Source organism: Pseudomonas sp. OA65 (assembly GCF_017498305.1).
Taxonomy (GTDB): Bacteria; Pseudomonadota; Gammaproteobacteria; order Pseudomonadales; family Pseudomonadaceae; genus Aquipseudomonas; species Aquipseudomonas zanjanensis.
The window spans coordinates 69,857-95,186 of the sequence record NZ_JAGDEZ010000012.1; the positions used below are offsets into that span (position 1 = coordinate 69,857).

The following is a 25,330-nucleotide window of genomic DNA, read 5'->3' on the forward strand; positions in this document are numbered from 1 at the left end:
CCCTGCTGGCAAATCTGGAAACACTCGAACCGGTGGCTGTCGAGCCGATCGCGTGTGCCTGGCCTCCAAGCCGGGCGGGAACGGAGTTTCCCCAGGCGGGCATTTGTATATCGAACGATCTGAGGGGAGACCCTAATGAATTACAACTGGGACTGGGGCGTGTTCTTCAAGTCCACCGGCGTGGGCAGCGAGACTTATCTCGACTGGTACGTGGCCGGCCTGGGCTGGACCATCGCCATCGCCGTCGTCGCCTGGATCATCGCCCTGCTGCTGGGTTCGATCCTGGGTGTGATGCGTACCGTGCCGAACCGGCTGGTGTCGGGTATCGCCACGTGCTACGTGGAGCTTTTCCGTAACGTGCCGCTGCTGGTTCAGCTGTTCATCTGGTACTTCCTGGTGCCGGACCTGCTGCCCGCCGATATGCAGGAGTGGTACAAGCAGGACCTGAACCCGACCACCTCGGCCTACCTGAGCGTCGTGGTGTGCCTGGGCCTGTTCACTGCCGCCCGGGTCTGCGAACAGGTACGCACCGGCATCCAGGCACTGCCGCGTGGCCAGGAATCCGCCGCCCGCGCCATGGGCTTCAAGCTGCCGCAGATCTACTGGAACGTGCTGCTGCCCCAGGCCTACCGGATCATCATTCCGCCGCTTACCTCGGAATTCCTCAACGTCTTCAAGAACTCCTCCGTGGCCTCGCTGATCGGCTTGATGGAACTGCTCGCGCAGACCAAGCAGACCGCCGAGTTCTCGGCCAACCTGTTCGAAGCCTTTACCCTGGCGACGCTGATCTACTTCACCCTGAACATGAGCCTGATGCTGCTCATGCGCATGGTCGAGAAGAAAGTCGCGGTGCCCGGCCTGATCTCCGTGGGGGGTAAATAATGGAATTCGACTTCACTGGCATCATCCCGGCCATTCCCGGCTTGTGGAACGGCATGGTGATGACCCTCAAGCTGATGGCCCTGGGTGTCGTCGGCGGGATCATCCTGGGGACGATCCTGGCGCTGATGCGCCTGTCCCACAACAAGCTGGTCTCCAATATCGCTGGCGCCTACGTCAACTATTTCCGCTCGATCCCGCTGCTGCTGGTCATCACCTGGTTCTACCTGGCGGTGCCGTTCGTGCTGCGCTGGATCACCGGCGAAGACACGCCGATCGGTGCGTTCGGCTCCTGCGTCGTGGCGTTCATGATGTTCGAGGCGGCGTACTTCTGCGAAATCGTCCGGGCCGGCGTGCAGTCGATCCCCAAGGGCCAGATGGGCGCGGCACAGGCACTGGGCATGAACTATGGCCAGGTCATGCGCCTGATCATCCTGCCCCAGGCGTTTCGCAAGATGACCCCGCTGCTGCTGCAACAGAGCATCATCCTGTTTCAGGACACCTCGCTGGTCTACACGGTCGGCCTGGTGGACTTCCTCAATGCTTCGCGGGCCAATGGCGACATCATCGGCCGCTCCAATGAGTTCCTGATCATCGCAGGTCTCGTGTACTTCACAATCAGCTTTGCCGCCTCGCTGCTGGTCAAGCGTCTGCAAAAAAGGTTCGCCGTATGATCTCTATCAAGAACATCAACAAGTGGTATGGGGACTTCCAGGTACTGACCAATTGCAGCACCGAGGTCAGCAAGGGTGAGGTTGTGGTGGTGTGCGGGCCGTCGGGTTCGGGCAAGTCCACGCTGATCAAGTGCGTGAACGCCCTGGAGCCGTTCCAGAAAGGCGACATCGTGGTCGATGGCACGTCCATCGCCGACCCGAAGACCAACCTGCCGAAACTGCGTTCGCGCGTGGGCATGGTGTTCCAGCATTTCGAACTGTTCCCGCACCTGACCATCACCGAGAACCTGACCATCGCGCAGATCAAGGTGCTGGGCCGCAGCAAGGAAGAAGCCACCAAGAAAGGCCTGCAATTGCTTGAGCGCGTTGGTCTGTCGGCCCACGCCCACAAGCACCCGGGCCAACTCTCCGGCGGCCAGCAGCAGCGCGTGGCGATTGCCCGTGCGCTGGCGATGGACCCGGTGGTGATGCTGTTCGACGAACCGACCTCGGCCCTTGACCCGGAAATGGTCAACGAAGTGCTCGACGTGATGGTGCAGCTGGCCCACGAAGGCATGACCATGATGTGCGTGACCCACGAAATGGGCTTCGCCCGTAAAGTGGCGAACCGGGTGATCTTCATGGACCAGGGCCAGATCATCGAAGACTGCGCCAAAGAAGAGTTCTTCGGCGACATCAGCGCCCGCTCCGAACGCGCGCAGCATTTCCTCGAGAAAATCCTGCAGCACTAAAGCGTCGCCTTCTTTAGGCGCGCTGATCCTTGTGGCGAGGGAGCTTGCTCCCGCTGGGTCGCGCAGCGGCCCCAAAACCGGCAAATGCAATGTATCTGGCATACCGCATGAACCGTTTTGCGACTGCTTCGCAGCCGAGCGGGAGCAAGCTCCCTCGCCACAGGACCGCGTTCGAAGGACGACCGCCGCCACACTGGTTGACCCAAGGCTTCTGTGATGAAATGCGACCCCACCCTTTATCGCGCCGCGCCGCCATCACTCGCCGTGAAACCCCGCCTGATCCGCCATCTGTTCCTGCCGCCACTGGTCATTGCGTTGATGATCGGCCTGGGCTACCTCGGCTTCTGGACCAGCGAGCACTATGGCGTACGCGGCCTCGCCGAGAATGGCGAGCGCCAGTTGGAACTGCACGCCCGTGCGGTCGAAAGCGAGATCAGCAAGTACACCTACCTGCCCAGCCTGCTGGAGCTTGAATCGAGTGTCTCGCAACTGCTCGACGACCCGACGCCCGAGCATCGCAAGACCGTCAACGAATACCTCGAAGGCCTGAACCGCCGCAGTCGCAGCCGGGCCATCTACGTCATGGACACCACCGGCCGAGTCATGGCCACCAGCAACTGGCGTGATGTCGACAGTTACCTGGGCGAAGACCTGTCCTTCCGCGCCTACTTCCAGAACGCCGTGCGCGGCCAGCCCGGACGGTTCTACGGCATCGGCAGCACCAATGGCGAACCTGGCTACTACCTGGCCCATGGCCTGGAGCAACAAGGCAAGATCATCGGCGTCGCCGTGGTCAAGGTGCGCCTCGAGGCCCTGGAGGAGCGCTGGCAGCGGGCGCGGCTGGAAGCGTTCGTCAGCGATGAAAACGGCATCATCATCCTGTCCAGCGACCCGGCGCGACGGCTCAAGTCGGTGCGCCCCCTGAGCGACGAGACCAAGGAACGCCTGGCCCGCAGCCTGCAATATTATTGGTTTCCTCTGAACGAACTGGTGCCCCTGGCCCGGGAGCGCCTGGCCGAAGGCATGGAGAAGCTGACCTTCCCGGCCAACACCGAACTGGTGTCCGACGAGCGCGCCATCAGCTACCTGTCGCAGACCCGGCCGTTGAGCGATACCCCATGGAATTTCACCCTGCTGACGCCTCTTGAAGACCTGCGTCGCCAGGCGATCAACCAAGGCATCCTGGTGGCCGTGGCCTTCGCCCTGGTGGCGTTCCTGCTGATCGCCTGGAACGAACGGCGCAAGGTCATCGCCACTCGCCTCGCCGCCCGGGAAGCCCTGCAGGAGGCCAACAATCAGCTGGAGCGTCGGATTACCGAACGCACCACCGACCTGCGCGCCAGCAACGAACGACTCAAGGGCCAGATCCGCGAGCGGCGCCAGGCCGAAGAGACCTTGCGCCGGGCCCAGGACGAACTGGTCCAGGCCGGCAAACTGGCGGCCATCGGCCAGATGTCCACCAGTATTGCCCATGAGCTCAACCAGCCGCTGGCGGCGCTGCGCACCTTGTCCGGCAACACCGTGCGCTTCCTGGAGCGCGGCCAACTGGACATCGCCAGCACCAACCTCAAGACCATCAACGAATTGATCGACCGCATGGGCCGGATTACCGCCAGCCTGCGCGCCTTCGCCCGGCGCGGCGATGACCAGGGCCGGGCGAGCTTGGGCAAAGCCGTCGAAGCCGCCTTGCAACTGCTGGGCGGACGCTTGGAAAACCTGGACATCCAGATCCACAGCGGTTTCGATGACGTCCAATTGCAAATCGACCAGACCCGCCTGGAGCAGATCCTGGTGAACCTGATCGGCAATGCCCTGGACGCCATGCAGACGCAACCCGAGCCGAAACTGTGGCTCGAAGGCCAGGCTGCCGACGGCAAATATCGCCTGCGGGTGCGCGACAATGGCCACGGCATCGATCCTGAAGCCCGCAAGCATTTGTTCGAACCGTTCTTCACCACCAAGCCTGGCGAACAGGGCCTGGGCCTGGGGCTGACGCTCTCGGCGAGCCTGGCTGCCGCCGCGGGTGGGCACCTGGGCGTCGAGTACCCGCTTGAGCGTGGCACGACGTTTGTCCTCCACCTACCGTTGGTCCGCCTTTTACCTGCCGAGCCGCTATGAACCACGACCTGAGCGTACTGATCGTCGAAGACGACCCCCACGTCCTGCTGGGCTGCCAGCAGGCCTTGAGCCTGGAAGACATTCCCTGCATCGGCGTGGGCAGCGCCGAAGAGGCCCTGGAGCGGGTCGACGATAACTTTGCCGGCATCGTCATCAGCGACATTCGCCTGCCGGGCATCGACGGCCTGGAATTGCTGACCCGTCTAAAGGCGCGGGACCGCAGCCTGCCGATAGTGCTGATCACCGGCCACGGCGACATTTCCATGGCGGTCGACGCCATGCAAAAAGGCGCCTATGACTTCATGGAGAAGCCCTTCTCTCCCGAACGCCTGGTCGACGTTGCCCGCCGTGCCCTGGAGCAGCGCAGCCTGGCCCGGGAAGTGTCATCGCTGCGGCGGCAACTGGCCGAACGCGATTCCCTGGAAGGCCGGATCATTGGTCGCTCGCCGGCCATGCAACACCTGCGCGCGCTGATCGCCAACGTCGCCGACACCTCGGCCAACGTGCTGATCGAAGGCGAAACCGGCACCGGCAAGGAACTGGTCGCCCGCTGCCTGCACGATTTCAGTCGGCGCCACGACAAGCAGTTCGTCGCGCTGAACTGCGGCGGCTTGCCGGAAAACCTGTTCGAAAGCGAGATTTTCGGCCACGAGGCCAATGCCTTCACCGGTGCCGGCAAACGCCGGATCGGCAAGATCGAGCACGCTGATGGCGGCACACTGTTTCTCGATGAAGTGGAGAGCATGCCCCTGCCCTTGCAGATCAAGTTGCTGCGCGTGTTGCAGGAACGCACCCTGGAGCGGCTGGGGTCGAACCAGAGCGTGGCCGTGGATTGCCGGGTGATCGCCGCCACCAAGTCCGACCTGGACGAAATGGGCCGCTCCGGGCAGTTCCGCAGCGACCTGTATTACCGCCTTAACGTGGTGACCCTGGAGCTGCCGCCCCTGCGCGAGCGGCGCGAAGACATCCTGCAACTGTTCGAGCATTTCCTCCAGCAGTCGTCCCTGCGCTTCGACCGCACGGTGCCGGAGCTGGACAACCAGACCCTGTCGAACCTGATGAGCCACGACTGGCCGGGCAACGTACGCGAGCTGCGCAACGTCGCCGAGCGCTACGCCCTGGGCCTGCCGGCGTTCAAGCGCTCCGGCGCCGGCGGCGCCAGCCAAGGCCTGGCCTTCGCCGAAGCGGTGGAAGCCTTCGAACGCAACCTGCTGGTGGACGCCTTGCAGCGCAGCGGCGGCAACCTGACCCAGGCCAGCCAGGAACTGGGCATGGCCAAGACCACACTGTTCGACAAAGTTAAAAAATATGGCCTGAGCCACTGACCCGGGATATGAATTTGTGGACCTGATTTTCAAGGCGGCGCTGGGTGCCGCCGTGGTGGTCATCCTGGCGATGCTCGCCAAGACCAAGAATTACTACATCGCCGGATTGGTGCCGCTGTTCCCCACCTTCGCCCTGATCGCCCACTACATCGTCGGCAAGGGCCGCTCGGTGGACGACCTGAAGACCACCATCGTGTTTGGCATGTGGTCGATCATTCCGTACTTCGTCTATCTCGCAACGCTGTACGTGATGGTCGACCGCATGCGCCTCGAAGCCTCATTGGCCGTAGCAGCCGTCGCCTGGCTGATGGCGGCGACGGTGCTGGTCAGCGTCTGGGTGCGGCTTCACGGCTGATCCCTGTGATCAATAACCGACGGTAAACCGCTTTTGCGAAAACTGCGGCGTTTCCACTTCATCGATCATCGCAATGGCGTAGTCGGCAAAGCTGATCCAACTGCGTCCGGTGTTATCGAACAGCAGGTGGTCCTTGCCCACTCGGAACTGCCCGGTGCGCTCGGTTTCAACAAACTCCGCCGAAGGCGAGAGGAAGGTCCAGTCCAGGTCTTGTTCCTGACGCAGCACATCCAGGAACAAGGCTCCGGCGCTGGCTTCGGCCAGGTATTCTTCCGGGAAGCCGTCGCTGTCGATCACACGAGAGCCGTCCGGCAGCAGCAACGAACCGGCCCCGCCGACCACCAGCAAGCGCTTGACCCCGGCGGCTTTCACCGGTGCGATAACCTTGTCGGCCGGCACGCTGGCAAAGTGCGCGGCGCTGATCACCACGTCGTGGCCGGTGATGGCTGCGGTCAGCGCCTCGCTGTCCAACACGTCCAACTGCTTGCTGACCACCCCGGCCCTTTCGCCGATTTTCGCGGTGTTGCGGGCAATGGCCGTCACGCTGTGACCACGGCGCAGGGCCTCTTCCAATAGCTGGCTACCCGCACGCCCGGTGGCGCCGATGATTGCGATTTTGCTCATGTGATTCTCCAATGAATTAGCGATGTCAGAAATACATGCTCTTGTGGCGAGGGGATTTATCCCCGCTGGGTTGCGTAGCAACCCCCTGCGTCCGGCCTGAGCAATCGCAGCGATTGATGCATCAGGGGACTGCTGCGCAGTCCAGCGGGGATAAATCCCCTCGCCACAACAGCGCTCGAGTTACAGATCGTTTGTCACCACTTCATCTCGCCTTTCGCCACCTTGGCACTGAGTTCCAGGGAACTGTCTTCACCCAAGTTCGGATAGCGTAGTTTCATGGCGCGGATCAGCGCAGCGGAATCCTTGGCCTTGGCGGTTTCTTCGTCGAAGGCCTTGATGTAATCGGCAGTGAAACGCACCGGGGCCAGGGAACGGGCGTTTTCACCCAGGTAATGGCCGGGAATGACCGTGGCCGGTTGCAGCTTTTCAATGTGATCCAGCGTCGCCAGCCAATCCTTGTGAGACTTCGGCGTCTGGGTGTCGGCCATCCACACATGAATGTTCTCCGCCACCACGACACCGCCCACCACCGCCTTGATCGATGGAATCCACACGAAACTGCGGTCCGGTTGCGGGCCATCGAGGCCGACAACCTGCAAGTGCTGGCCCTCCAGGGTCAGGCTGTCGCCCTTGAGTACCTGGGGCACGATGGCTTTGGCCGGTGCATCGGTCTTCAAGATTGGCCCCCAGTATTTCAGCTTGCCGTCCATGGTCTGCTTGATGTGTTCGACGGTCGGCGCCGAAGCCAGCACCTTGGCTTCAGGGAACGCGGCGGTGAGGGTTTCCAAGCCAAAATAGTAGTCAGGATCGCCATGACTGATGTAGATCGTGGTCAATCGCTTGCCGCTGGCGCGGATTTTTTCCACCACCTGCTCGGCCTGGGTCTTGCCGAACTGGGCGTCCACCAGGATCGCCTCTTTCTCACCACTGACCAGCACCGACGTCACCGGGAAAACCGCCGCCGCACCGGGGTTGTAGACGTCGAGCGTCAGGTCGGTGGCCCAGGTCTGGGCGGTGAAGGCCAGGGCGGCGGTTGCCAGCAGCAGGCGCTTGAGTGGGATAAATCCGGTCATGGTGTGCTCCGTTGTCCAAAAACCCGTCAGGGGATGAGACTGAGCTTAGTTGCCTGACTCGTTACAAAAAATGCGATGCTGGGACATAGTTTGTTTCTGAAAGCGGGCAAATCATGGATCGTCTACAAGCAATGCGGGTGTTCGTCACGGTGGTGGACCTGGGCAGCCAGTCGGCGACGGCCGAGCATCTGGACCTGTCGCGGCCGGTGGTGTCGCGCTACCTGGCGGAACTGGAGGATTGGGTCGGTGCCCGACTGATGCACCGCACCACGCGCAAACTGAGCCTGACCGCCGCCGGCACGGAGATCCTGCCGCGCTGCCGACAAATGCTGGAGTTGTCCGGCGACATGCAAGCCGCCGTCGGCGCCCCGGACGACGCGCCACGGGGCATGTTGCGCATCAGTGCCAGCACCTCGTTCGGTCAGGCCCAACTGGCGAGCGCCATGGCCGAATACGTGAAGCGCTACCCCGGGGTGAGCGTCGACCTGCAGATGCTAGACCGCACCGTCAATCTGGTGGACGAGCGCATCGACCTGGCGATCCGCATGAGCAACGACCTGGACCCGAACCTGATCGCCCGCCGCCTTACGGTCTGCCGCTCGGTGATCTGCGCCTCGCCGCAGTATCTGCGTGAGCACTCGACACCGCTGCGCGTGGAGGACCTGAGCCGGCACAACTGCCTGACCCACTCCTACGTGGGCAAGAGCCTGTGGCATTTCGAGCAGGACGGCGAGCCGGTCGCGGTGCCGGTGCAAGGCAATATCAGCGCCAACGAAGCCAGCACCTTGCTCCAGGCCACGATAGCCGGCGCGGGCGTGGCGATGCTGCCCAGCTACCAGGCCGGCGCCCACCTCAAGAATGGCGAGCTGATTCGCCTGCTGCCCCACGCCGAACCGCGCCGGATGAACATGTATGCGGTGTATGCCTCACGTAAGCACATGCCGTCGGCGCTGCGCAGCTTGCTGGATTTTTTGGTGCTGAAGTTTCCCGAGATGCCCGAGTGGGATGTGGGGCTCTAAACGATAGCCGCCTCACCGCCGACCGCCACTGTGGGAGCGGGCTTGCTCGCGAAGGCGGAGTGTCAGCCAATTAGATGTCGACTGATACACCGCCTTCGCGAGCAAGCCCGCTCCCACAGGGGGGTCACCGTTGCTCTCAAGGCTGCGTCGGGATTTCACCAACAGCCCGCCCCAAGGCATACTGGCCACCCTCCGCACTCCAGAACCCTAAACCGCCCCATGCGTATCCACGTCAGTTTCATCGACCGCGTCGGCATCACCCAGGAAGTCCTGGCCTTGCTCGGTGGGCGCAATCTCAATCTGGATGCGGTGGAGATGGTGCCGCCCAACGTCTACATCGACGCCCCGACCCTCAGCCCGCAAGTGCTCGACGAATTGCGCGAGGCGCTGTTCAGCGTGCGCGGCGTGCAGGCGGTCACGGTGGTGGACATCCTGCCGGGCCAGCGTCGGCACTTGCAGCTCGATGCCTTGCTCGCCGCCATGACCGACCCGGTGCTGGCCCTGGACAGCGTTGGCAAGGTGCTGCTGGCCAACCCGGCACTGATCGCCCTGTACGGTCGTGAACCGGCCGGGGAAAGCGTGGCGGAGGTGTTCAGTGACGAGGCATTGCTCGGCACCCTACTGGAAAATGGTTTCCGCCTGCCGTTGCGGGAGGTCACCCTCAACGGCCAGACCTTGCTGCTGGACGCCACGCCCATCACCGACGCCGGCGCGCTGCTGACGTTGTATCAGCCCAACCGCATCGGTGAACGCTTGTCGGCCCTGCACCACGACCACGCCGAAGGTTTCGATGCACTGTTGGGCGAATCCCCGGCGATCCGTACCCTCAAGGCCCGGGCCCAGCGGGTCGCGGCTCTGGATGCACCGCTGCTGATCCAGGGCGAAACCGGTACCGGCAAGGAACTGGTGGCCCGGGCTTGCCACGCCATCAGCGCTCGTCACAGCGCACCGTTCCTGGCCCTGAACTGCGCCGCGCTGCCGGAGAACCTGGCGGAAAGCGAACTGTTCGGTTATGCCCCCGGCGCCTTCACCGGAGCGCAACGAGGCGGCAAGCCGGGACTGATGGAGCTGGCGAACCAGGGCACGGTATTCCTCGATGAAATCGGCGAGATGTCGCCGTACTTGCAAGCCAAGTTGCTGCGTTTCTTGAACGATGGCAGCTTCCGCCGGGTGGGCGGCGACCGGGAAGTCAAGGTCAACGTGCGGATCCTCAGCGCCACCCACCGCAACCTGGAGAAAATGGTCAGTGAAGGCTCGTTCCGCGAAGACCTGTTTTATCGCCTGAACGTGCTCAATGTCGAAGTGCCGCCGCTGCGTGAACGCGGCCAGGACATCTTGCTGCTGGCGCGGTATTTCATGCAGCAGGCCTGCGCGCAGATCCAGCGCCCGGTCTGCCGCCTCGCTCCCGGCACGTATCCGGCACTGTTGGGCAACCGCTGGCCGGGCAACGTACGGCAATTGCAGAACGTGATCTTCCGCGCCGCCGCCATCTGCGAAAGCAGCCTGGTGGACATCGGCGACCTCGACATTGCCGGCACCTCGGTGGCGCGCCAGGGTGATGTGGAAGTCGAGAGCCTGGAACAGGCTGTGGAAAGCTTCGAGAAGCACCTGCTTGAAAGTTTGTATGCCAACTACCCGTCCACCCGCCAGTTGGCCAGCCGCCTGCAGACCTCCCATACCGCGATTGCCCATCGGTTGCGCAAGTACGGTATTTCCAACAAGCCATAAGCCCACCACAACCCTCCTGTGGGAGCGAGCCTGCTCGCGATAGCGGTGTGACAGCCAATAGAGATGTTGACTGACGCACCGCTATCGCGAGCAGGCTCGCTCCCACATTTGATCTGCAGCGTATTTGGAATTGGTCAAAAACGACCTCCACTGTACTGAAAGCGCTACAGCGGAACGATATCGCTACACGCCGCGCTAACCTGCATGGTGCAAGGCTTTGATCCCACAATGATTTTTTCCAGGCGCCGAGCTGTAGCGATTTCGCTACAGAGAAGTCACTCCAGGTCTTGTCGAAACCATTCAAATCCTTGATATATAAGCCATTAATGACATTGGCCGCATTCTTGCTATGGGTATTGCCATTCGGCCGGGCCAAGCCCCGCGCCTTTCTTCGCGTCCACCAGACGAATCTGGCCCCAGGAGTTTCCATGAGCGAGTTGCGTTTCACTGAAGATCACGAATGGCTGCGCACCGAAGCCGACGGCAGCGTTACTGTCGGTATTACTGCGTTTGCCCAAAACGCCTTGGGCGATGTGGTCTATGTTCAGTTACCGGAACTGCAAAGCTACGACAAGGGTGCCGAAGCCTCCACCGTGGAATCGGTGAAAGCCGCCAGCGGTGTCTACATGCCATTGGACGGTGAAGTGCTCGAAGTGAACCCGGCCCTGGAAAGCAATCCGGAACTGGTCAACGAAGATCCTATGGGCGAAGGCTGGTTTTTCCGTTTCAACCCGGCCAACGCCGCCGAAGTGGACCAACTGCTGGACCAAGACGCCTACGACCGCCTGATCAAAGCCAACGCCGAAGCCTGAGGAGCGCCCCATGACCGTTAATCTCGGCACCGCCAACGAATTCATCGCCCGTCACATCGGCCCGCGTGCAAGCGACGAGCAAGCCATGCTCGAACGCCTGGGCTACGATTCCCTGGAGGCCTTGAGCGCCAGCGTCATCCCGGAAAGCATCAAGGGCACCAGCGTGCTGGACATGGGCGACGGCCAGAGCGAAGCCGATGCACTGGCCTCGATCAAGGCCATCGCTGGCAAGAATCAGCTGTTCAAGACCTACATCGGCCAGGGCTACTACAACTGCCATACGCCGGCGCCGATCCTGCGCAACCTGCTGGAAAACCCGGCCTGGTACACCGCCTACACCCCGTATCAGCCTGAAATTTCCCAGGGCCGTCTCGAAGCACTGCTGAACTTCCAGACCCTGATCAGCGACCTCACCGGCCTGCCGATCGCCAACGCTTCCTTGCTCGACGAAGCCACCGCCGCTGCCGAAGCCATGACCTTCTGCAAGCGCCTGAGCAAGAACAAGGGCAGCAACGCGTTCTTCGCGTCCGTCCACAGCCACCCGCAAACCCTCGACGTGCTGCGCACCCGTGCCGAGCCCCTGGGCATCGACGTGGTGGTGGGCGATGAGCGCGAACTGAGCGACGTCAGCGGTTTCTTCGGCGCCCTACTGCAATACCCGGCCAGCAATGGCGACCTGTTCGACTACCGCGAACTGACCGAACGCTTCCACGCCGCCAACGCCCTGGTGGCCGTCGCCGCTGACCTGCTGGCCCTGACCCTGCTCACCCCGCCGGGCGAATTCGGCGCCGACGTCGCCATCGGCAGCGCCCAGCGCTTCGGCGTGCCGCTGGGCTTCGGCGGCCCGCACGCGGCCTATTTCTCCACCAAAGACGCGTTCAAGCGCGACATGCCGGGCCGTCTGGTCGGCGTTTCCGTGGACCGTTTCGGCAAGCCGGCCCTGCGCCTGGCGATGCAGACCCGCGAACAACACATCCGCCGCGAGAAAGCCACGAGCAACATCTGCACCGCCCAGGTGTTGCTGGCCAATATCGCCAGCATGTACGCCGTATATCACGGTCCCAAGGGCCTGGTACAAATCGCCAATCGCATCCATCACCTGACCGCGATTCTCGCCAAGGGCCTGGCCACGTTGGGCCTGAACGTCGAGCAAGAGAGCTTCTTCGACACCCTGACCCTGCACACCGGCGCGCAAACCGCCACCCTGCATGACAAGGCTCGCGCCCAACGCATGAACCTGCGCGTGGTGGACGCTGAACGCCTGGGCCTGTCCCTGGACGAGACCACCAGCCAAGCTGACATCGAAGCGCTGTGGAGCCTGTTGGCCGACGGCAAAACACTGCCGGACTTCGCCGCACTGGCCGCCAACGTACAAAGCCGCATCCCAGCCGAACTGGTGCGCCAATCGGCGATCCTCAGCCACCCGGTGTTCAACCGCTACCACTCCGAAACCGAGCTGATGCGCTACCTGCGCAAGCTCGCCGACAAGGACCTGGCCTTGGATCGCACCATGATCCCGCTGGGTTCCTGCACCATGAAACTCAACGCCGCCAGCGAAATGATCCCGGTGACCTGGGCCGAGTTCGGCGCCCTGCACCCGTTCGCCCCGGCCGAGCAAAGCGCCGGTTACCAGCAACTGACCGACGAACTGGAAGCCATGCTCTGCGCCGCCACCGGCTATGACGCGGTGTCGCTGCAACCCAACGCCGGTTCCCAAGGCGAATACGCCGGCCTGCTGGCGATCCGTGCCTATCACCAGAGCCGTGGCGAAGACCGTCGCGACATCTGCCTGATCCCCTCCTCGGCCCACGGCACCAACCCGGCCACCGCCAATATGGCCGGCATGCGCGTAGTCGTGACCGCCTGCGATGCCCGTGGCAACGTCGACATCGAAGACCTGCGGGCCAAGGCCATCGAGCACCGCGAACACCTCGCCGCGCTGATGATCACCTACCCGTCCACCCACGGTGTGTTCGAAGAAGGCATCCGTGAAATCTGCGGCATCATTCATGACAACGGCGGCCAGGTGTACATCGACGGCGCCAACATGAACGCCATGGTCGGCCTCTGCGCCCCAGGCAAGTTCGGCGGCGACGTGTCGCACCTGAACCTGCACAAGACCTTCTGCATTCCCCACGGCGGTGGCGGCCCGGGCGTCGGCCCGATTGGCGTCAAGTCGCACCTGGCACCGTTCCTGCCGGGCCACGCCAACATGGAACGCAAGGAAGGCGCGGTGTGCGCGGCGCCGTTCGGCAGCGCGAGCATCCTGCCGATCACCTGGATGTACATCCGCATGATGGGCGGCGCGGGCCTCAAGCGCGCCTCGCAACTGGCGATCCTCAACGCCAACTACATCGCCCGTCGCCTGGAAGAGCACTACCCGGTGCTCTACTCCGGCAGCAACGGTTTGGTGGCCCACGAATGCATCCTCGACCTGCGTCCGCTCAAGGACAGTAGCGGCATCAGCGTCGATGACGTGGCCAAGCGTCTGATCGACTTCGGTTTCCACGCCCCGACCATGTCGTTCCCGGTGGCCGGTACGTTGATGATCGAACCGACCGAAAGCGAATCCAAGGAAGAGCTGGACCGCTTCTGCGAGGCCATGATCTGCATCCGCGAAGAAATCCGCGCGGTGGAAAATGGCAGCCTGGACAAAGACGACAACCCGCTGAAGAACGCCCCGCACACCGCGGCGGAACTGGTCGGCGACTGGACTCACCCGTACAGCCGCGAACAGGCGGTGTACCCGGTGGCATCGTTGATCGAAGGCAAGTACTGGCCGCCGGTAGGCCGGGTCGACAACGTGTTCGGCGACCGCAACCTGGTCTGCGCCTGCCCGTCGATCGAAAGCTACGCTTGACCATGAGGGGGCGGTCCATCCGCCCTCCGACTTCCCTTGTGGGAGCGAGCCTGCTCGCGAAGGCGATGTGTCAGCCAATCAGATGTCAACTGACACGCCGCCTTCGCGAGCAGGCTCGCTCCCACAGGGAATCTGTTTTCAAATCTTGTAAACCGTCGATCTCATAAAAAGAAACCGGAGAAACACCATGTCGTTAAGCGTGTTCGACCTGTTCAAGATCGGTATCGGCCCTTCCAGTTCCCATACCGTCGGCCCGATGCGTGCCGCAGCCCGTTTTGTCGAGGGGCTGCGCCGTGACGACCTGCTTGAAAGCATTACCAGCGTCAAGGTCGAGCTCTATGGCTCGCTCGGGGCCACCGGCAAGGGCCACGGCAGTGACAAGGCCGTACTGCTGGGCCTGGAGGGCGAACACCCCGACACCGTGGACACCGAGACGGTGAACGCCCGGCTCCAGGAGATCCGCAGCAACGGTCGCCTGAACCTGCTCGGCGAACGCTCCATCGAATTCAATGAAAAGCTGCACTTGGCGATGATCCGCAAGCCGTTGGCCTTTCACCCCAACGGCATGATCTTCCGCGCCTTCGATGCCGCCGGACTGCAAGTGCGCAGCCGCGAGTACTACTCGGTCGGCGGCGGCTTTGTCGTGGACGAAGACGCCGCTGGCGCCGACCGCATCGTCGAAGACGTCACGCCCCTGACCTTCCCGTTCAAAAGTGCCAAGGACCTGCTGGGCCATTGCAGCACCTATGGCTTGTCCATCAGCCAAGTGATGCTGACCAACGAAAGCGCCTGGCGCCCCGAAGCCGAGACCCGCGCCGGCCTGCTGAAGATCTGGCAGGTGATGCAGGACTGTGTGGCGGCGGGCTGCCGCAACGAAGGGATTCTGCCGGGCGGGCTGAAGGTCAAGCGCCGGGCCGCGGCGTTGCACCGCCAGTTGTGCAAGAACCCCGAAGCCGCCCTGCGCGATCCGCTGTCGGTGCTGGACTGGGTCAACCTGTACGCCTTGGCCGTCAACGAAGAAAACGCCTACGGCGGGCGCGTGGTCACCGCCCCGACCAACGGGGCCGCGGGCATCATCCCGGCTGTGTTGCATTACTACATGCGCTTTATCCCCGGCGCCAGCGAGGACGGCGTGGTGCGCTTCCTGCTGACCGCTGCCGCCATCGGCATCCTGTACAAGGAAAACGCTTCCATCTCAGGTGCCGAAGTCGGTTGCCAGGGGGAAGTGGGTGTGGCCTGCTCCATGGCCGCCGGCGCCTTGTGCGAAGTGCTCGGCGGCACTGTGCAGCAAGTGGAAAACGCCGCCGAGATCGGCATGGAACACAACCTCGGCCTGACCTGCGACCCGATCGGCGGCCTGGTGCAGGTGCCGTGCATCGAACGCAACGCCATGGGCTCGGTGAAGGCCATCAACGCGGTACGCATGGCCATGCGCGGCGACGGGCATCACTTCGTCTCCCTCGACAAAGTCATCCGCACCATGCGCCAGACCGGCGCCGACATGAAAAGCAAATACAAGGAGACCGCCCGCGGCGGCCTGGCGGTCAACATCATCGAATGCTGACGCGCGTCATTTTCATTTTCCAGGAGTTGATATGTCCACCGAACAACTGTTGAAAACCCCGCTGCACGCCCTGCACCTTGAACTCGGCGCCCGCATGGTGCCGTTCGCTGGCTACGACATGCCGGTGCAGTACCCATTGGGTGTGATGAAAGAACACCAGCACACCCGCGATCAGGCTGGGTTGTTCGATGTGTCCCACATGGGCCAGATCCGCCTGATTGGCGCAGGTGCTGCCAAGGCCTTGGAAACCCTGGTGCCGGTGGACATCATCGACCTGCCGGTGGGCATGCAGCGCTACGCCATGTTCACCAACGAGAACGGCGGCATCCTCGACGACCTGATGGTCGCCAACCTGGGCAATGACGAACTGTTCCTGGTGGTCAACGCTGCCTGCAAGGATCAGGACCTGGCTCACCTGCAAGGGAAAATCGGCGACCAGTGCAGCATCGAGCCGCTGTTCGAAGCCCGAGCCCTGCTCGCCCTGCAAGGCCCGGCCGCCGTCACTGTGCTTGCACGCCTGGCGCCGGACGTGGCGAAGATGACCTTCATGCAGTTCCAGCGCGTCACGCTGTTGGGCGTGGACTGCTTTGTCAGCCGTTCGGGCTACACCGGCGAAGACGGTTTCGAAATTTCGGTACCCGCCGCGGATGCGGAAAAACTGGCCCGCGCCCTGCTGGCTGAGCCGGAAGTCGCGGCTATCGGCCTTGGCGCCCGTGATTCCCTGCGCCTGGAAGCCGGCCTGTGCCTCTACGGCCACGACATGAACACCGAGACGACACCGATCGAAGCCAGCCTACTGTGGGCGATTTCCAAAGTGCGCCGTGCCGATGGTGCCCGCGCCGGTGGTTTCCCCGGGGCCGAGACGGTGTTCGCCCAACAACAGGGCGGCGTGAGCCGCAAACGCGTCGGCCTGCTGCCCCAGGAACGCACACCGGTGCGTGAAGGTGCGGAGATCGTTAACGAAGCCGGCGACACTATCGGCTCTGTGTGCAGCGGCGGTTTCGGTCCGACCTTGGGCGCTCCGTTGGCGATGGGTTACCTCGACAGTGCCTATGTGGCCCTGGATACGCCCGTCTGGGCCATCGTGCGTGGGAAAAAGGTGCCTTTGCTTGTAAGCAAAATGCCATTCGTTCCACAGCGCTACTACCGCGGCTGATTGGTTGTTTCTATAAGTAACGCGATTGCGTTATACGTGCACTAATGTGTAACGCAATCGCCATAAAAAGGTGCATATCTTTAGAGGGGATCGATCTTTATAACGTGGGCAAACAATTGAACTAGCCTATCGAATAACCCCCGCTGCGCAAGCGGCGTAAATGCTGGCAAGCTGAGCAAATACAGGGCCTTCCGGGGGGTTGTTTTTTCATTCGAAGTTGGCGTAGAGTTTGGTCACTGTGTTTGCATGGGTCGCTTGGAATCGTGACCTGGGCAGTAGCTTATGAAGTTCGCTACATCCCGTTCGACGTCTCTTACTTTCCTGCAACCCAGCCCCAGTACTCTTTCATGTGAAAGAGGCTGTCATCAATTTTAGCGTCAAAGGAAATAAGAAAATGTCTCAACGTCAGAGCGGTACCGTCAAGTGGTTCAACGACGAGAAGGGTTTTGGTTTTATCACACCTGAAAGCGGTCCGGATCTGTTCGTGCATTTCCGTGCCATCCAGGGCAACGGCTTCAAGAGCCTGAAAGAAGGCCAGAAAGTCACTTTCGTTGCCGTGCAAGGCCAGAAAGGCATGCAGGCTGACGAGGTTCAAGCCGAAGCCTAAGGCTTTCGCGAACTAAAAAGCCCCTGATTGATATCAGGGGCTTTTTTATGGGCGTAAATCCGTAAAATGGCTTCTTTTTTGTTCGAGGCCGTCATGTCGAAACACTTGCTCACCCCTCAAGGTGACTTTCCTCCCGCCGGCCTGGGCCGTCGTCTGGCTGCGATGTTTTATGACTTCTTGCTGTGCACAGCGCTGCTGATCGTCACCAGCGGTGCCTACAAAATGATCCAGATGGCGATCATCGGCGAAGAAAAAATGCGCGCCCTGACCGAAGCCGGTGCCCTGGACGGCGATCCGCTGCTGTCTACCGTGCTGCTGTTCGTGCTGTTCGGCTTCTTCGCCAAATTCTGGACCCACAACGGCCAGACCCTGGGCATGCAGGTGTGGTGCATCCGTGTGCAAAATGCCGACGGCACCGCCATCAGTCTGTGGCAGGCGCTGTTGCGGTTCGTGGTGTCGATTGCGTCATTGCTGCTGGTGGGGCTGGGCTTCATTTGGGCGCTGTTCGACAAGCGCCAGCGCAGCTGGCATGACATCTACTCGGATACGCAGCTGGTGCGGATTCCAAAAAGCAAAAAATAAGCTACAAGCTACAAGCTACAAGCTAAGCGATTGTGACCTAGCTTGCAGCTTACGGCTCGCAGCTCGAAGCTGCCTTTAAGCATTACCCGCCAACTTCATCCGCGCCGCCTGGGTGAAGTCCAGCATGCGCTTGAGCGGACGAATCGCCTGGGGAATCAGTGCCGGGTCGACGAAGATCTCGTTGGCGCCTTCCTGCAAGCTCTTGAGCGTCCGTTCCAGTGTATTCATCGCCATCCATGGGCAATGCGCGCAACTGCGGCATGCCGCGCCGTTACCAGCGGTTGGGGCCTCGATGAAGACCTTGTCCGGGCACAGCTGCTGCATCTTGTAGAAAATGCCCCGGTCGGTGGCGACGATCAGCGTCTTGTTCGGCAGGGTCTGGGCCGCGGCGATCAACTGGCTGGTGGAGCCCACGGCATCCGCCAGTTCGATCACCGAGGTCGGCGACTCCGGGTGCACCAGGATCGCGGCGTCCGGGTACAGCGCCTTCATGTCTTCCAACTGCTTGGACTTGAACTCCTCATGGACGATGCAGGCACCGTCCCAGAGCAGCATGTCGGCGCCGGTCTTGCGCTGGATGTAAGTACCCAAGTGCTTGTCCGGGCCCCAGATGATCGTCTCGCCGTTGTCCATCAGGCTTTCGACGATTTCCAGCGCGCAACTGGACGTCACCACCCAGTCGGCACGGGCCTTGACCGCCGCCGAGGTGTTGGCATAAACCACCACGGTGCGCTCCGGATGCTGGTCGCAGAACGCCGAGAACTCGTCCACCGGGCAACCCAGATCCAGGGAGCAGGTGGCCTCCAGGGTCGGCATCAACACGCGTTTTTCGGGGTTGAGGATCTTGGCGGTCTCGCCCATGAACTTGACCCCGGCCACCACCACGGTCTTGGCCGGATGGGCATTACCGAAGCGGGCCATTTCCAGGGAATCGGAGACACAGCCCCCGGTTTCTTCGGCCAGGGCCTGGATGATCGGGTCGCAGTAGAAGTGCGCGACCAGCACCGCGTCCTGAGCCTTGAGCTCAGCGGCGATGGCGGCGCGATACCAGGCCTCTTGCTCGGCCGTCAGCGGCTTGGGCTGCTTGGCGTCGAGGTGGGCCTGGACCAGAAGGCGTTCGGAAATTTGCGTCATGTTCGCAAGACCTGCAAGCGCGTTTAGCGCGAAAGTCGAGTATACACCCGGCTCCGGACCACTCGGGTACCGCCGGGAAAGTGGGTATCAGGCACGGGACAGCGTGAAGCCGGCAAGGCTACAGAATATCCCGTCGATGCAAAAGATCATTCTGACCTGTGTCAGCCCACAAGCCAGGACGCAGCCCCCCGTGGCGAGGGAGCTTGCTCCCGCTGGGCTGCGAAGCGGCCCCAAAAAGGCCGGGAACAACAGACTGGCAGATTAGGATGGCAGATCTCGGGGCCGCTTCGCGGCCCAGCGGGAGCAAGCTCCCTCGCCACAAAAGCGCCCCTGCATTCACGTCCGGCAAGCTGACTGAAATGTAATCACCCGCTCCGCCGGCTTATGTCATCTTCTTTTCAACGCGACACTGGGGAACCGGTGCTCACTGCGAATCGACAGACGGATTTTCATCCCATGCAAACAAAAACTTCCCGGCGAACCTTCGTAAAGGGCCTGACTGCCGGCGGCATCCTCGGCGGCCTGGGCTTGTGGCGTGCGCCGGTCTGGGCAGTCACCGGCTCGGGCCTGCCCAGCGTATTGACCGACACCGAGTTCGACCTGTTCATCGGCGAAAGTCCGGTCAATTTCACCGGCAGCCCCCGCACCGCCCAGACCATCAACGGCGGCATCCCCGGCCCGCTGTTGCGCTGGCGTGAAGGCGACACCGTGACCCTGCGGGTACGCAATCGCTTGAAGGACACCACCTCCATCCACTGGCACGGCATCCTGCTGCCCGCCAACATGGACGGCGTTCCGGGGCTGAGCTTCAAGGGCATCGAGCCTGACGGTATGTACGTGTATCAGTTCAAGGTCCGGCAGAACGGCACCTATTGGTACCACAGCCATTCCGGTTTCCAGGAACAGTCCGGGGTCTACGGCCCGCTGGTGATCGATGCCAAGGAACCCGAACCCTTCCAGTACGAACGGGACTACGTGGTGATGCTCACCGACTGGACCGACGAAGACCCCGGCGCCATCCTTCGCAAGCTCAAGAAACAGTCGGACTACTACAACTACAACAAACGCACCGTCGGCGACTTCATCGACGATGTGGGCAAGAACGGCTGGGCCAGTACCGTGGCCGATCGCAAGATGTGGGCCGAGATGAAGATGAACCCCACCGACCTGGCCGACGTCAGCGGTGCCACCTACACCTACCTGATGAACGGCCAGGCGCCGGACATGAACTGGACCGGTCTGTTCAAGCCAGGCGAACGTCTACGCCTGCGCTTCATCAACGGCTCGGCCATGAGCTATTTCGACGTGCGCATTCCCGGCTTGAAGATGACAGTGGTGGCGTCCGACGGCCAATACGTCAAACCGGTGAGCGTCGACGAGTTGCGGATCGCCGTGGCCGAAACCTATGACGTCATCGTCGAACCGACCCAGGAGGCCTACACCCTGTTCGCCCAGTCCATGGACCGCACCGGCTACGCCCGCGGCACCCTCGCGACCAGGGCCGGGTTGTCGGCACCGGTGCCACCCCTGGACCCGCGGCCATTGGTAACCATGGACGACATGGGCATGGGTGGCATGGATCACGGCGGCATGGGCGAAATGAAAGGCATGGACCACGGCTCGATGCAGGGCATGGCCGGGATGGACGACAGCGTGATGCAAGGCATGGATCACAGCCAGATGCAGGGCATGGGTGACATGGCCGGTATGGATCACGGTGCCATGCAAGGCATGGACGGCATGCAGTCGCATCCCGACACCGAGAACGACAACCCCCTGGTGGACATGCAAGCCATGAGCGTCAAGCCCAAGCTCGACGACCCGGGCATGGGGCTGCGCAACAATGGCCGCAAAGTGCTGACTTACGCCGACCTGCGCAGCACCTTCCCCGACCCCGACGGCCGCGAGCCGGGCCGTACGATCGAGCTGCACCTGACCGGGCACATGGAGAAATTCGCCTGGTCGTTCAACGGCGTGAAATTCTCCGACGCCGCGCCACTGCTGCTCAAGTACGGCGAACGACTGCGCATCGTGCTGATCAACGACACCATGATGACCCACCCCATCCACCTGCACGGCATGTGGAGCGACCTGGAGGACGAGAACGGCCAGTTCATGGTCCGCAAGCACACCATCGACGTGCCACCGGGCGCCAAGCGCAGTTACCGCGTCACCGCCGATGCCCTCGGGCGCTGGGCGTACCACTGTCATCTGCTGTATCACATGGAGATGGGCATGTTCCGTGAAGTTCGGGTGCAGGAATGAGGAAGCGACCATGACCCCTATCGTGAAATACCCCGCCCTGCCCCTGGCCATTCTTGCTTTTGGCAGCAGCCTCTCGGCCTGGGCCGCGAGCAATGACATGCCCGGGATGGACCATAGCCAGATGCAAGGCATGGACTCGATGCAGGGCATGGAACCCATGCAATCAGCGCCGACCAGCAGCCGCACGCCGATCCCGGAGCTGACCGCCGCCGACCGCGCCGCCGTCTACGAGGATCATGGCGGACACGCGGTGCATGACAGCGCCATCCATTCGTTTTTCCTCATCGACCAACTGGAATGGCAGGACGCCGATGACGGGAGCGCCCTGAGCTGGGACGCTTCCGGCTGGATCGGCGGCGACATCGACCGTTTGTGGTTGCGCTCCGAAGGTGAACGCCTCAACGGCAAGACCGAAGAGGCGGAGCTTCAAGCCCTGTGGGGCCACGCCATCAGTCCTTGGTGGGACGTGGTGGCCGGTGTACGCCAAGACTTCAAGCCGGGCGACTCGCAAACCTGGGCTGCCTTCGGCGTACAAGGCATGGCCCTGTACAACTTCGAAGCGGAGGCCACCGCGTTCCTTGGTGAAGGCGGCCAAAGCGCGGCGCGACTGGAAGGCGACTACGACATCTTGTTAACCAATCGGTTGATCCTGCAGCCCACCGCTGAAGCCAACTTTTATGGCAAGAACGATCCTGCCCGTGGCATTGGTTCAGGGTTGTCGGACACCGAATTGGGCGTGCGGCTGCGCTACGAAATACGCCGCGAATTCGCACCCTACATTGGCGTCACCTGGAATCGGGTCTACGGCAACACTGCCGACTACGCCCGGGAAGAAGGCGAAGACCGCAGCGAAGCGCGCCTGGTACTGGGCGTGCGCATGTGGTTCTGACCGCTGACCTGCTTCACTAAAAAACTAAAAACCAAGCTGTAGGAGTCCTTGCATGTCATTCATCAAAAACGCTGTTGTCGCCGTTGCCTTGTCCGCCGGCCTGCTGGTCAGTGGCCTGGCCCAGGCCCACCCGAAACTGCTGTCCTCTACACCCGCCGAAGGCGCCGAAGGGGCGGCACCGGCAAAGATCGAGCTGCATTTCTCCGAAACCCTGCTGACCAAGTTTTCCGGCGCCAAGCTGATGATGACCGCGATGCCCGGCATGGCGGCGCATGCGCCCATGCCGATGCCGGCCAAGGTGTCCGGCAGCGACGACCCGAAAACCATGGTCATCACACCGAACTCGCCCCTCACCGCCGGCACTTATCAGGTCCAGTGGCGCGCGGTGTCGTCCGACACTCACCCTATCACCGGTAACGTCACGTTCAAGGTGAAGTGAGTTGATGAGCGACTCAATCAACATTGCCCTGCGCTTTGCCCTGTACCTGGATCTGATGTTGCTGTTCGGCCTGGCCGCGTTTGGCCTCTATAGCCTGCGAGGCCAGGAGCGGGTGTCGGGTACCCAGTTGCCTTTCGCACCGCTGCTGGTGACCACGGCAGTGCTCGGTGGGTTGCTTTCCCTGGCGGCCATGGCGTGCATGGCCTGGGCCATGAGCGGTGTTTCGGAGTGGGCCGAACTGTGGCCGCACATTGAAATGATGGTGCTGGAGACCGATGTCGGCTGGACCTGGATACTGCGCATGGCGGCGCTGGTGCTGGCCGGTTTCGCCGTGACACTCAATCAGCGTTGGCCGACCGTCAGCCTCGGCCTGGTCACACTGTGCGGGGCCCTGGCGCTGGCGACGTTGGCCTGGGCCGGCCACGGCGCCATGGACGAAGGCAGCCGCCGTAGCTGGCACTTCATCACCGACTTCCTGCACTTGTGGGCGGCCGGTGGCTGGGTCGGTGCCTTGGCCGCGTTTGCCCTGCTGCTCCGCCAGGTCGAACCGCAGTTGGCGGTACTGGCCAGGACATTGACCGGATTTGAAACCGCCGGAGCGGTGATCGTGGTGGTTATCGGCGTGACGGGGGTGGTCAATTATTTGTTCATCGTTGGCCCCAGTATCGTCGAGGTGCTCGACAGCCTTTATGGTCAGTTGCTGGCACTCAAACTTATCTTGTTCACGGCCATGCTGGTGTTCGCTGCGTTGAACCGTTTTCACCTGAGCCCACTCCTGGAAAATGCCCGGCAGAGCGGCGAACACCGGGTTGCGGTGAATGCCCTGCGGCGCAGCATGGTTCTGGAGTTTTCCGTGGCGGTGGTCATCCTGGGGTTGGTGGCTTGGTTGGGGACGTTGAGCCCCGGGATGGAATGACCGGCACTCAATCCGTGGCGAGGGAGCTTGCTCCCGCGGGCTTCTGTAGGAGCTGGCGAAGCCTGCGATCTTTTGATCTTGATCTTTCGCTTGGGACTCAAGTGCCTGGGAAAAGATCGCAGCCTCGTTGCACTCGACAGCTCCACACAGCTTCTGCATAGCTCCTGCATAGCTTCTGCATAGCTCCTACATGCAGCCCAGCGGGAGCAAGCGCCTTCGCCACAAAGGCCGGGTGGTGGCATTTAATTATTCGATAAGCCCTGCCAGTTTTCAGTTTGCCCATCGCTAGGTGCCCTGGCCTAAATGAAGCTTTATCCAGCCAAGGCCCTGTCATGGAAAACGTTCGAACCTCAAGCACCCATGCCGTCTGGCTAATGGTCAGCATCGTGTTGGTAGCGCTGAACCTGCGGCCCTCGATGGCCGCCGTCGGGCCGCTGTTATCCGCCATTCGCGGCGAGGTCCCCCTGAGCTTCAGCACCGCCTCGCTGTTGACCATGCTGCCGGTCATGGCGATGGGCCTGGCGATGTTCCTGGGCATGCGCATCGCCCTGCGCATCGGCGAGCACCGCACCATCGTGCTGTCGCTGTTGATTATTGGTATCGCCACCGCATCGCGCTTGTACCTGGACAGCGCCGCCGAGCTGATCGTCAGCGCAGTGTTGGCCGGGCTCGGCATCGCGTTGATCCAGGCGGTGATGCCAGCGCTGATCAAGTCGCGCTACGCCGACAACGTCTCGCTGTTCATGGGTTTGTATGTCACGTCGATCATGGGCGGGGCAGCGCTTGCCGCATCGTTTTCGCCGTTTGTCCTGTCGCAAACTGGCAGCTGGCGCATCGGCCTGGCGATCTGGGCACTGTTGGCATTGATCGCACTGGGTTGCTGGTACGCCCAGCGTGCAGCCGTGACCCCGTTGCCCGGAGCGCCTGTGCGGCAGCAAGCGTCATTCTTCAGCAATTCCCGAGCTTGGCTGCTGGCGATTTTCTTCGGCCTGGGCACCGCCTCCTACACCTGTGTACTGGCCTGGCTGGCCCCTTACTATGTGGAGAAGGGCTGGAGCGAGCAACACGCGGGCCTGCTGCTGGGGTTCCTCACGGCCATGGAAGTGCTGTCCGGCCTCGTCACCCCGGCGATTGCCAACCGTAGCCGGGATAAACGCCTGGTCCTCAGCGTCCTGCTGGCCCTGATCATCGGCGGCTTCTGCGGCCTGATCCTCAGCCCGGAACGCTTTAGCCTGTTGTGGCCTTGCCTCTTGGGCCTGGGCATCGGCGGCCTGTTCCCAATGAGTTTGATCGTCTCCCTCGACCACCTGGACAACCCACGACGGGCCGGTGGCTTGACCGCATTCGTGCAGGGCATCGGCTACCTGATCGCCGGGCTCTCGCCATTGATTGCCGGGATGATTCGCGATCAGTTGGGCAGCTTCGAATGGGCCTGGTGGTCACTCACTGCCGTCATGGCGTTGATGCTGCTGATGGTCCTGCGCTTCAACCCCAAGCAATACGCGCGGCATATCGACTAAGCAGCGCTTGTCGCGAGCCCAGCACCTGCTTGAAGGATAAAAGCCCCAGGCTCCTGTATA

Annotated in this window: 22 protein-coding genes; 19 read left to right on the top strand and 3 right to left on the bottom strand. The window is 62.2% G+C overall.

All coding sequences use genetic code 11. The annotated features are described in order from the left end of the window. Positions 1 to 135: 135 nt before the first annotated feature. The 6 genes from J3361_RS12920 (at position 136) to J3361_RS12945 (ending at position 6,082) form a co-directional block, all read left to right on the top strand. The gene (locus J3361_RS12920) at positions 136 to 882 is read left to right on the top strand and encodes an amino acid ABC transporter permease (RefSeq protein ID WP_018614191.1); all 747 of its coding nucleotides are present in this window, start codon (positions 136 to 138) and stop codon (positions 880 to 882) included. Beyond that, positions 882 to 1,553 carry an ABC transporter permease subunit gene (locus tag J3361_RS12925; RefSeq protein WP_014339892.1) on the top strand — a complete coding sequence of 224 codons (672 nt, stop codon included), beginning with the start codon at positions 882 to 884 and terminating at the stop codon, positions 1,551 to 1,553. Before J3361_RS12920 ends, J3361_RS12925 begins: the two co-directional genes overlap by 1 nt. Continuing rightward, the gene (locus tag J3361_RS12930) at positions 1,550 to 2,284 is read left to right on the top strand and encodes an amino acid ABC transporter ATP-binding protein (RefSeq protein WP_072395058.1); all 735 of its coding nucleotides are present in this window, start codon (positions 1,550 to 1,552) and stop codon (positions 2,282 to 2,284) included. The genes J3361_RS12925 and J3361_RS12930 overlap by 4 nt, the downstream gene beginning before the upstream one ends. A gap of 216 nt (positions 2,285 to 2,500) precedes the next feature. Then, complete coding sequence (locus tag J3361_RS12935; protein ID WP_207964918.1) at positions 2,501 to 4,402, top strand: ATP-binding protein; 1,902 nt, start codon at positions 2,501 to 2,503, stop codon at positions 4,400 to 4,402. Continuing rightward, a complete protein-coding gene (locus J3361_RS12940) occupies positions 4,399 to 5,727 on the top strand; it encodes a sigma-54 dependent transcriptional regulator (protein WP_207964919.1) in 1,329 nt (442 codons plus the stop codon). The genes J3361_RS12935 and J3361_RS12940 overlap by 4 nt, the downstream gene beginning before the upstream one ends. A gap of 25 nt (positions 5,728 to 5,752) precedes the next feature. Next, entirely contained in the window at positions 5,753 to 6,082 is a 330-nt protein-coding gene (locus J3361_RS12945) for a GlpM family protein (RefSeq protein ID WP_167352841.1), read from the top strand. A 9-nt stretch (positions 6,083 to 6,091) separates the two neighbouring features. On the opposite strand, the gene J3361_RS12950 is transcribed toward J3361_RS12945, so the two are convergent. Then, on the bottom strand, positions 6,092 to 6,706 hold the full coding sequence (locus J3361_RS12950) for an NAD(P)-dependent oxidoreductase (RefSeq protein WP_207964920.1): 615 nt from the start codon (positions 6,704 to 6,706) through the stop codon (positions 6,092 to 6,094). 194 nt (positions 6,707 to 6,900) lie between these two features. Next, a complete protein-coding gene (locus J3361_RS12955) occupies positions 6,901 to 7,779 on the bottom strand; it encodes an MBL fold metallo-hydrolase (RefSeq protein WP_207964921.1) in 879 nt (292 codons plus the stop codon). Between the two features lie 113 nt (positions 7,780 to 7,892). Here J3361_RS12955 and J3361_RS12960 point away from each other — a divergent pair, with 113 nt between their 5' ends. From J3361_RS12960 to J3361_RS12995, 8 genes are all read left to right on the top strand, one after another. Beyond that, on the top strand, positions 7,893 to 8,798 hold the full coding sequence (locus J3361_RS12960) for a LysR family transcriptional regulator (RefSeq protein ID WP_207964922.1): 906 nt from the start codon (positions 7,893 to 7,895) through the stop codon (positions 8,796 to 8,798). A gap of 219 nt (positions 8,799 to 9,017) precedes the next feature. Next, positions 9,018 to 10,526, top strand: coding sequence for a sigma-54-dependent transcriptional regulator (locus J3361_RS12965; RefSeq protein WP_207964923.1), 1,509 nt, complete (start codon positions 9,018 to 9,020; stop codon positions 10,524 to 10,526). Between the two features lie 428 nt (positions 10,527 to 10,954). Beyond that, positions 10,955 to 11,338, top strand: coding sequence for a glycine cleavage system protein GcvH (gene gcvH, locus J3361_RS12970; RefSeq protein WP_207964924.1), 384 nt, complete (start codon positions 10,955 to 10,957; stop codon positions 11,336 to 11,338). Between the two features lie 10 nt (positions 11,339 to 11,348). Further along, a complete protein-coding gene (gene gcvP, locus J3361_RS12975) occupies positions 11,349 to 14,198 on the top strand; it encodes an aminomethyl-transferring glycine dehydrogenase (RefSeq protein ID WP_207964925.1) in 2,850 nt (949 codons plus the stop codon). 187 nt (positions 14,199 to 14,385) lie between these two features. Next, entirely contained in the window at positions 14,386 to 15,762 is a 1,377-nt protein-coding gene (locus J3361_RS12980; protein ID WP_207964926.1) for an L-serine ammonia-lyase, read from the top strand. A gap of 31 nt (positions 15,763 to 15,793) precedes the next feature. After that, complete coding sequence (gene gcvT, locus J3361_RS12985; protein ID WP_207964927.1) at positions 15,794 to 16,918, top strand: glycine cleavage system aminomethyltransferase GcvT; 1,125 nt, start codon at positions 15,794 to 15,796, stop codon at positions 16,916 to 16,918. A 394-nt stretch (positions 16,919 to 17,312) separates the two neighbouring features. Next, positions 17,313 to 17,525 carry a cold shock domain-containing protein gene (locus J3361_RS12990; protein WP_003175786.1) on the top strand — a complete coding sequence of 71 codons (213 nt, stop codon included), beginning with the start codon at positions 17,313 to 17,315 and terminating at the stop codon, positions 17,523 to 17,525. Positions 17,526 to 17,618: 93 nt separating this feature from the next. Next, a complete protein-coding gene (locus tag J3361_RS12995) occupies positions 17,619 to 18,107 on the top strand; it encodes an RDD family protein (protein ID WP_207964928.1) in 489 nt (162 codons plus the stop codon). A gap of 75 nt (positions 18,108 to 18,182) precedes the next feature. On the opposite strand, the gene nadA is transcribed toward J3361_RS12995, so the two are convergent. After that, the gene (nadA, locus tag J3361_RS13000; RefSeq protein WP_003205010.1) at positions 18,183 to 19,241 is read right to left on the bottom strand and encodes a quinolinate synthase NadA; all 1,059 of its coding nucleotides are present in this window, start codon (positions 19,239 to 19,241) and stop codon (positions 18,183 to 18,185) included. 456 nt (positions 19,242 to 19,697) lie between these two features. Between nadA and J3361_RS13005 the strand changes: the two genes are divergently transcribed. From J3361_RS13005 to J3361_RS13025, 5 genes are all read left to right on the top strand, one after another. After that, positions 19,698 to 21,506 (top strand): copper resistance system multicopper oxidase, encoded by a 1,809-nt coding sequence (locus J3361_RS13005; protein WP_207964929.1) that lies wholly within the window; start codon positions 19,698 to 19,700, stop codon positions 21,504 to 21,506. Positions 21,507 to 21,516: 10 nt separating this feature from the next. Continuing rightward, positions 21,517 to 22,395: a copper resistance protein B gene (locus J3361_RS13010; RefSeq protein ID WP_207964930.1), complete on the top strand. Its 879-nt coding sequence runs from the start codon at positions 21,517 to 21,519 to the stop codon at positions 22,393 to 22,395. A 52-nt stretch (positions 22,396 to 22,447) separates the two neighbouring features. Next, positions 22,448 to 22,834: a copper homeostasis periplasmic binding protein CopC gene (copC, locus tag J3361_RS13015; protein ID WP_207964931.1), complete on the top strand. Its 387-nt coding sequence runs from the start codon at positions 22,448 to 22,450 to the stop codon at positions 22,832 to 22,834. Positions 22,835 to 22,838: 4 nt separating this feature from the next. Further along, positions 22,839 to 23,750, top strand: coding sequence for a copper homeostasis membrane protein CopD (copD, locus tag J3361_RS13020; protein WP_207964932.1), 912 nt, complete (start codon positions 22,839 to 22,841; stop codon positions 23,748 to 23,750). 332 nt (positions 23,751 to 24,082) lie between these two features. Beyond that, entirely contained in the window at positions 24,083 to 25,270 is a 1,188-nt protein-coding gene (locus tag J3361_RS13025; RefSeq protein ID WP_207964933.1) for a cyanate transporter, read from the top strand. Positions 25,271 to 25,330: the final 60 nt, after the last annotated feature.

What these genes read in the sequence shown, in the direction of transcription:
- J3361_RS12920 (WP_018614191.1), top strand. Translation starts at nt 136, where the DNA reads ATGAATTACAACTGGGACTGGGGCGTGTTCTTCAAGTCCACCGGCGTG.
- copD (WP_207964932.1), top strand. Translation starts at nt 22,839, where the DNA reads ATGAGCGACTCAATCAACATTGCCCTGCGCTTTGCCCTGTACCTGGAT.
- J3361_RS12995 (WP_207964928.1), top strand. Translation starts at nt 17,619, where the DNA reads ATGTCGAAACACTTGCTCACCCCTCAAGGTGACTTTCCTCCCGCCGGC.
- J3361_RS12965 (WP_207964923.1), top strand. Translation starts at nt 9,018, where the DNA reads ATGCGTATCCACGTCAGTTTCATCGACCGCGTCGGCATCACCCAGGAA.
- gcvT (WP_207964927.1), top strand. Translation starts at nt 15,794, where the DNA reads ATGTCCACCGAACAACTGTTGAAAACCCCGCTGCACGCCCTGCACCTT.
- J3361_RS12950 (WP_207964920.1), bottom strand. Translation starts at nt 6,706, where the DNA reads ATGAGCAAAATCGCAATCATCGGCGCCACCGGGCGTGCGGGTAGCCAG.
- copC (WP_207964931.1), top strand. Translation starts at nt 22,448, where the DNA reads ATGTCATTCATCAAAAACGCTGTTGTCGCCGTTGCCTTGTCCGCCGGC.
- J3361_RS12940 (WP_207964919.1), top strand. Translation starts at nt 4,399, where the DNA reads ATGAACCACGACCTGAGCGTACTGATCGTCGAAGACGACCCCCACGTC.
- J3361_RS12935 (WP_207964918.1), top strand. Translation starts at nt 2,501, where the DNA reads ATGAAATGCGACCCCACCCTTTATCGCGCCGCGCCGCCATCACTCGCC.
- J3361_RS12980 (WP_207964926.1), top strand. Translation starts at nt 14,386, where the DNA reads ATGTCGTTAAGCGTGTTCGACCTGTTCAAGATCGGTATCGGCCCTTCC.
- J3361_RS13005 (WP_207964929.1), top strand. Translation starts at nt 19,698, where the DNA reads ATGCAAACAAAAACTTCCCGGCGAACCTTCGTAAAGGGCCTGACTGCC.
- J3361_RS13010 (WP_207964930.1), top strand. Translation starts at nt 21,517, where the DNA reads ATGACCCCTATCGTGAAATACCCCGCCCTGCCCCTGGCCATTCTTGCT.
- gcvP (WP_207964925.1), top strand. Translation starts at nt 11,349, where the DNA reads ATGACCGTTAATCTCGGCACCGCCAACGAATTCATCGCCCGTCACATC.
- J3361_RS13025 (WP_207964933.1), top strand. Translation starts at nt 24,083, where the DNA reads ATGGAAAACGTTCGAACCTCAAGCACCCATGCCGTCTGGCTAATGGTC.
- J3361_RS12930 (WP_072395058.1), top strand. Translation starts at nt 1,550, where the DNA reads ATGATCTCTATCAAGAACATCAACAAGTGGTATGGGGACTTCCAGGTA.
- gcvH (WP_207964924.1), top strand. Translation starts at nt 10,955, where the DNA reads ATGAGCGAGTTGCGTTTCACTGAAGATCACGAATGGCTGCGCACCGAA.
- nadA (WP_003205010.1), bottom strand. Translation starts at nt 19,241, where the DNA reads ATGACGCAAATTTCCGAACGCCTTCTGGTCCAGGCCCACCTCGACGCC.
- J3361_RS12990 (WP_003175786.1), top strand. Translation starts at nt 17,313, where the DNA reads ATGTCTCAACGTCAGAGCGGTACCGTCAAGTGGTTCAACGACGAGAAG.
- J3361_RS12960 (WP_207964922.1), top strand. Translation starts at nt 7,893, where the DNA reads ATGGATCGTCTACAAGCAATGCGGGTGTTCGTCACGGTGGTGGACCTG.
- J3361_RS12955 (WP_207964921.1), bottom strand. Translation starts at nt 7,779, where the DNA reads ATGACCGGATTTATCCCACTCAAGCGCCTGCTGCTGGCAACCGCCGCC.
- J3361_RS12925 (WP_014339892.1), top strand. Translation starts at nt 882, where the DNA reads ATGGAATTCGACTTCACTGGCATCATCCCGGCCATTCCCGGCTTGTGG.